The following is a 6,541-nucleotide window of genomic DNA, read 5'->3' as shown; positions in this document are numbered from 1 at the left end:
GCGCTACCGCGTCCGCACCGCCAACGGGGTGCTGCCGGAGATGGTCGACCACACCGACACGGGCGGTTCCGGAGACGATTACGCGGGCGACGGATCGCCGATCCTGTATCTCGCCATCGATATGCCGGGGTGGTACCAAGTGCGCACGCAGCGTCAAGGCTGGCTGCCGCGCGTCAACAAGTACGACATCAACGACCTGGAGGACGGCTGTGCCGGCGACGGCTCACCGATCACGGCGGTGCGCTGCTATTACGAGACGCAGGATCCCGACGCGACCGGGTGGCTCGGCATCGAGTACTCGGTGGCTAACGTCGGAGAGGGCTTCCTGGCCGACATGATCGACCTCGACGACACGAGCGGATGCGGGGACGACTACGCTGGCAACGGCGGCATGGTGTCGGCGTTCCGCGCCCGGCTGGTTAGACTGTAAGGAGCTGGCATGACCAAAGACGAGATCAAGCGGATCCTGGACGAGATGGGCGTGGAGTACGGCAAGGATGCGAAATTGGCCGAGCTGGAGACGCTGTACGCCTCGCATGCGACCGAATCGCAGACGCATGCCGACAAGGCCGAAACGGCAGCCGAGAACGACTCTCCGCAAGCCTGGGACGGTTCCGACGATGGCGAGCAGTCCGAGGAGATCGGTCACGACCGAGCCGTCGTATCGGCGGCGCACGGCCTGAACATGCGCGACGAGCAGAACGGCAACGTGATCCACGTCCTGCCCCGCGGCGCAGAATGCGACGTGCTCGAGCGCGACGGGGAATGGTGCCGCGTTTTGTACAGAGCGGAAGGGTGGGTGCGCAGCGAGTTCCTGTACGGCTGATGCCCGTATAAGCGTATTTCGGTATACCACTTGGTATACCACCTGGTCAAAAAAAAGGTCAGAAGCCGATGTTTTTGGCTTCTGACCTGGTGTTTCAGATGGTGCGGGCGAGAGGACTTGAACCTCCATGGGGTTGCCCCCATACGGACCTGAACCGTACGCGTCTGCCAATTCCGCCACGCCCGCACAACAAAGGCTTCTTATCGAAGCGATTGAACATGATACCTGAGTTCATGGATCGTGACAAGGAGAAATTACACGTTCTTTGAATTTTTCTGAAAGCGTCGCAGCGCCGACCAAGCCGCGGGAACCAGAAGCGCCGTCGAGACAGCAAGCAGAACGAAGTCGATCGGGTCGCCGGTAACGTAGGTTTGCTGCAGGTTTCCCGCCAGCAGCTGCGGGCCCGCGTACAGGAAGTTGAACGCGGCGTGCACGGCGACGAGCGTCCACAAGTTGCGCGTTCCGAAGTACATCGCTGCCATGAACAGGCCGAACAAAGCGGCTTGCACGGGTTTGCACGCCGTTTGCGCAACCGCGACGAAATCGGCGGCCTGAACGGCCGAGGCAGCCTCGCCCAGCGACACGTGCAGCGCGCCGAACAGCACGGCCGACACGAGGGCCGCTCGCAGCATGCCGCGTCGGCCTCCTCCCAACGCCGGAGCGAACGCATCGAGCGCCAGCACCCGGAAGACGCCCTCCTCGAACACAGCGGTCAGGAGGCAAAGCGCGACCACTTGCATCACGTGCAACGGGGAGGCGTCCAAAGCGGCCCCTTGCGGTTGCACGACCAGCGACGCGAGGCCCACAGCCAAACCCACGGCCAGCACGTACAAGGCCCACGCGAGCAAACCGCGCCCGTCGCAAAGGCGCGGCGCGCGCAAAGCCCGCGGCCGCGATGCCGCCACAGCCGCAAGCGCGACCGCAGCTAGCGCCGCGCCCTGCGCGAGCGACCCGGCGAGGGTGTCGCCGGGGACCAGCGAGAAGCAGCACGCCGTTGCCACCAACGCCGCCACGAACACGGCGGCGCGATGGTTGCGCGCGCAACCGCCGTCCTCAAGCCCCATCGTGGAATTCGCGCGCGTCACGCAGCCTCATCGCCCTTTGCCATCGAATACATCGTATGCAGGCAGTATACTGGAACGCCATGAGCGTCACATCGAGCATATCAGCAGCTTCCCCGATGCGGGGCGTTTCCTCGTTCACGCTCAAAGTCGTGGCCATCGTCGGCATGACGTTCAACCACGCCTGCTACATTTTCTATCCCTACCTGCCCGCCGAGGCGTTGCTCCTGCTGTTCGGATTCGGCGGGCTCACCTTCCCCATCATGGCGTTTCTGCTGGTGGAAGGCTACCATCATACCTCGAACATCAAGCGGTACGCCGGTCGGTTGCTGGCGTTCGCGCTCGTCTCGCAGGTGCCGTACGGCCTGTTTCTGGCGCACAACCTCAACGTGCTGTTCACCCTGCTCATCGGCCTGGGAATTCTGTACTTGTACGACACTATGGAAAGCCGCGGCGGATTCTGGCTTGCTGCCGCAGCGCTGGTGACGGCCAGCGCGCTGTGCGACTGGGGGATCATCGGGCCGCTCATGATCCTCATGATGCGCGCGATCCCCGACCGGCGCCAACGCATCGTGTTGCCCCTGCTCGTGCCCATCCTGGGCAACGGCCTGCCGGCGCTCTCCGACTACATGGCAGCGTTCGATCCAGCGCTGCTGCCGTTCGCGCTGTATCCGCTGCTGGGTTGCACGGCCACCATCCCGCTGCTGCTCGCCTACAACGGCTCGCGCGGCCGCCCGATGAAGTGGCTGTTCTACGCATACTACCCCGCGCATATTCTGGTGCTGGGGTTGGCGAAGGGGTTGCTGCTGGGCGATTGGGGGCTGGGGCTGTAGAGGCTGACGCCGCACGGGATCCTTCGACTCCGGCGCTGCGCGTCTCCGCTCAGGATGACAGAGGACGGCTACTTCCAGTCGCTTCCCAACACCACGAGGAAATCGCTCTCGAACAGATACGATCCGTCGTTTTTCATGGCTTTTCCAACGCCAAGAGCATCCGCGATCTCCTGCGCGCGCGATGCCTTCGCCTCATCGTCGTAAATCACCAGCGTCTTAGGGTAGTCGAAGCTGTCGGCATTGCCCGACTCCACCGAATAGCCCAGTTCCTCGATGCGCTCGGACGCCTCGGTGCCTGCGCCGGTGATGCCGTTGCCGTTGCGCACCACCACGCTGCCCGTGCGCTTCGCTTTTTTCTGCGTGCCGTCCTCGTTCGTGCTGGAATGCGTCTGGCCGCTGCCGGTGGTTGCCAGCACGGTGTTCGACATCTCGTCGACGATGTCCTCGTCGGTGGGCGGAAGGCCCTGGTTAACGCGAGTCATCATTTTCTTCCATTCGTCGACGTTGTTGATTTCGTACCAGACGTCGTTGATGTACTTGGACGTAGTCGGCTCCATGGCCGAATAGATGTCGGTGGCCGGGTCGAGGCCCTGCATCGTCTGCGCGAGGCCGATGATGTCGGAAATCTCGAGATCCGTAGTCACGTATTGGGAAAGCGCCTGGACGGTGGATGCCATCGTGGCCACGTCGGCCGACAGGATTTTCTTCGCGATGGCGGACAGGACGAGACGCTGGTTCGCTGCACGGTAGGAGTCGCCGTCGCCGTACTCGTCGTAGGCATGGCGCGAACGACACAGGATGAGCGCCTGATCGCCGCTCAGCGTCTGCAGCCCGGCATCCAGATGGCCGCCGGCATCCTCGTCGTCGATCTCCATCGGAACATCCACTTCGACGCCGCCCAGCGCATCGACAATGTCTTTGAAGCCGTCGAAGTTGATCTCGGCATAATGGGAAATGGGCACACCCGCCAACTTCGATACGGTTTTCACCGTGAGAGCGGCTCCGCCGATGGCATGTGCAGCGTTCAGCTTGTTCTGCCCGTATTCCCCCATGTCTACCAGGGTATCGCGGTGGATGGAGACGAGCGTCGCCTTCTTGTCCACCGGGTCGATGCGCGCGAGGATGATGCTGTCGCTGCGGAACTGATCGCCGGCGAATTCCGCCGACGCTTCGCGGTCGTTCGACCCGTCGGTTCCCATGAGCAGGATATAGAACGGCTCGTTCGCCAAATCGGTTTCCACGAGCGCATTGCGCAGCTCGGCGCTGACGCCGTCGTGAAGGTTTCCCGAGAGTACGTTGTAGTACGCGAACGCAGCCCCCGCCCCGCCCAGCACCAGCACGCCCACAACGGCAAGCGCGATAACCAGCGTGCGGCGACGAGAGCGTGCGCGCGTGCGCTCGTAATCGGCTCGCGACACGCGGCGCGGCGTGGGAGCGGATTCGCCTTGAACGCTGGGGCGACGACCCGGTTCAGTCTGACGGGAGCGGCCGTACGAGGAGCGGGAAAAACGCTCGGTGCTCGCAGGGCGCCGTTGAGGGCTGCGTTTGTTGTCCATTGCGCCATTTTCGCGGCAGCGCTCTACCCGCGCAACCGCCTCCATCGGTTTACTAGGAAAAGCCCACAGGGCAGCGCAGCGGAAGCGGTGTCATCCCGAGCGAGCACCAGGTTGACGCCGCACCGGCGAGCTTCCCGCTACCTGTGCACTCCCAGCTTCTTGACCATGGCGTCGTTCGCATCTTGCTCGACGGCGTCGTCGAGCGGCGCCAACTCGATGGCCGGCTGGCCCGTTCGCGATGCGAAACGTTGGAGAGCGCGTGCGAGCAAATCGTCCGCAACCTCGGGGTTCTTCGCCAGCAGCGGGCCATGCAGATACGTGCCCACCACGTTCTTGTAGCGCACGCCGTCCTGCTTGTCGGCATCGTTGTTGCCGTGCCCCGTGGAAGACGCCACGGCGCCGAAGGGCTCGACGCCCGCGCCGAGGTGCGTGCGTCCCGCATGGTTCTCGTAACCCACGACAGGGCGCTTCGCCAGCGGCGAGGTCAGCACGATGTTGTCGATGAGCCGGTCGCCGGAGCCGCCCGCCGCACGCTCGGTGGTCATGTCGACGATGCCCAGGCCCTGCACCACCTCGTCGCCCAGCAGCCACTCGTGGCCGAGAATCTGGTAGCCGCCGCAGATGGCCAGCAAGACGCCGCCGTCCTCCACGTAGGCATGCAGCTGCTCGCGCATGTTCATGAGCTCGGCCGACGCCAGGCGCTGCTCGCGGTCGGGGCCGCCTCCCAGCATGACGAGGTCGACGCCGGAGAGGTCGATGGCCTGGCCGTGGTTGACGCGCTTGACCTCCACGGGGATGCCGCGCCAGCGCAGGCGCTGTTCGAGGATGCGCACGTTGCCACCGTCCCCGTACAGGTTGAGCAGGTCGGGGAAGAGGTGCGCGATGGTGAGGGAGGCGGCGGGCGCAGGAGTCTCCCCCTCTCCTGGCGCGGAGACGGAACGGTCGCCCCCACAGCCATCGCCCGCGCCATGGGGGCGGGGGAAGCCCTCATCCGTGCCATGCGGGTTGGCGGAATCCTCGGCCGCGGCGCCCGCCGCGCCGTGGCTGGTCAGCACCGCATGCACCGGGGGCAATGCGGTGTAGTTCGCGATCAGGTACGCGTTTTCTTCGGCCGACAGGCTGGCTATGCGCGCCAGCAGGTCCTCGGCATCCGCAACCACCTGCGATTCGATGCCGGCATACTTCAAGCGCACCTGCATGTCGTTCGCGCGCAAGCCGCCCGCGAACACGGTGAGCTTGGCCGGATCGTCCGCCAGCTCCTCGAAGTCGATATCCCACAGCCACGACACGTCGCGGCCATCGCCCTCCTTGTCGTTCACGAAGAAGGCTACCACCTTGTCACCCGCGTCCTGCGCCACGATCTTGAGGTTCTGATTGAAGCCGGTGGGGTTCTTCGCGAGGTTCAGCAGCACGCGCCGACCGGCGATGTCAAACGTTTGCAGGCGCCCGTTCTGCGGGTCGAAGGCGTCGATGGCCTTCTGCAACGCGGGAAGCGGGCAACCGGCGAGGCCGGCCGCGGCAGCGGTTGCCAGCAAGTTGTACACCATGTACGCGCCGGTGTACGGCGCGGCGATCGAACCCGCGGCTGCCCCCTCGCCGTCCCGACGCACGTCGAACGACAACCCGTTCAGGCCCAGCTTCACGCCCGTTGCCGCGAAGTCCAGGGCGGAACGCGCGAACCCGCAGGTGGGACACGAGAACGATCCCAGTTGCCCGTACTGGCGATAGTCGTATTCCAACATGGACGAGCAGCGCTGGCACATCTGCGCGTCGGCCACCGAATTCTGCGGCAGCCCCAGGTCCTCGTCCACGCCGAACGCGATGGAGGGGTTCGCCGCGCGCTCGGCGATGCGGACGCACAGCGGGTCGTCGGCGTTGTACACCAGCACCGTGTCCGGCGACTTCTCCAGCGCGCCCACGATGCTGTCCTGGATGCGGTCGATCTCGCCCACGCGGTCCAGCTGGTCGCGGAACAGGTTGAGCAGCACCACGTAGGTGGCCTGCAGCTGCGGCAGGATCTTCGCCAGCCACAGCTCGTCGCACTCGAACACGCCCCAATCCGACGGGCCGGCGTGCAGCAGCGACGTCGCCACCCCCGAGTCCAGGTTCGCGCCGGTCCGGTTGCACACCACGCGCTGGCCCGCCAGCTCAAGCGCGTCGGCCAGCAGGTTCGTCACCGTGGTCTTTCCGTTCGTTCCAACCACGCACACCGAGCCCTGCTCCAGCTTCGGCGCGAGGTCGGCAATGAGACGCGGATCCACGTAC

At 65.0% G+C, this 6,541-nt stretch carries 6 protein-coding genes and 1 tRNA gene; 3 read left to right on the top strand and 4 right to left on the bottom strand.

Annotated elements, in window-relative coordinates:
* Both ACMO6A_RS14155 and ACMO6A_RS14150 read left to right on the top strand, forming a co-directional pair.
* Nucleotides 1-430, top strand: a 430-nt coding sequence (locus ACMO6A_RS14155) for a hypothetical protein (protein WP_418471452.1), incomplete at its 5' end; no start/stop codon positions are given.
* A gap of 9 nt (nt 431-439) precedes the next feature.
* Entirely contained in the window at nt 440-826 is a 387-nt protein-coding gene (locus tag ACMO6A_RS14150; protein WP_114550795.1) for an SH3 domain-containing protein, read from the top strand.
* 99 nt (nt 827-925) lie between these two features.
* Here the strand turns inward: ACMO6A_RS14150 and ACMO6A_RS14145 are convergent.
* Together ACMO6A_RS14145 and ACMO6A_RS14140 are read right to left on the bottom strand one after the other, a co-directional pair.
* A tRNA-Leu gene (locus tag ACMO6A_RS14145) sits at nt 926-1,012 on the bottom strand.
* A gap of 68 nt (nt 1,013-1,080) precedes the next feature.
* Entirely contained in the window at nt 1,081-1,911 is an 831-nt protein-coding gene (locus ACMO6A_RS14140) for a CPBP family intramembrane glutamic endopeptidase (protein ID WP_009305355.1), read from the bottom strand.
* Nucleotides 1,912-2,006: 95 nt separating this feature from the next.
* Between ACMO6A_RS14140 and ACMO6A_RS14135 the strand changes: the two genes are divergently transcribed.
* Nucleotides 2,007-2,720 carry a TraX family protein gene (locus tag ACMO6A_RS14135; RefSeq protein ID WP_009305356.1) on the top strand — a complete coding sequence of 238 codons (714 nt, stop codon included), beginning with the start codon at nt 2,007-2,009 and terminating at the stop codon, nt 2,718-2,720.
* A 68-nt stretch (nt 2,721-2,788) separates the two neighbouring features.
* Here the strand turns inward: ACMO6A_RS14135 and ACMO6A_RS14130 are convergent, their stop codons facing one another.
* Nucleotides 2,789-4,138, bottom strand: coding sequence for an LCP family protein (locus ACMO6A_RS14130; protein ID WP_009305357.1), 1,350 nt, complete (start codon nt 4,136-4,138; stop codon nt 2,789-2,791).
* Nucleotides 4,139-4,413: 275 nt separating this feature from the next.
* Nucleotides 4,414-6,541: MurT ligase domain-containing protein (locus tag ACMO6A_RS14125; RefSeq protein WP_418471451.1), on the bottom strand; the 2,128-nt coding region annotated here is incomplete at its 5' end.

It is taken from the genome of Eggerthella sp. (assembly GCF_048329335.1).
Classification (GTDB): domain Bacteria; phylum Actinomycetota; class Coriobacteriia; order Coriobacteriales; family Eggerthellaceae; genus Eggerthella; species Eggerthella lenta.
Note: the sequence above shows the minus strand (reverse complement) of the source record. Positions and strands in the feature narration are given on the sequence as shown.

Bases quoted from the DNA above. Each gene is read 5' to 3' on its own strand.
- ACMO6A_RS14150 (WP_114550795.1), top strand. From the start codon at position 440: ATGACCAAAGACGAGATCAAGCGGATCCTGGACGAGATGGGCGTGGAG.
- ACMO6A_RS14135 (WP_009305356.1), top strand. From the start codon at position 2,007: ATGCGGGGCGTTTCCTCGTTCACGCTCAAAGTCGTGGCCATCGTCGGC.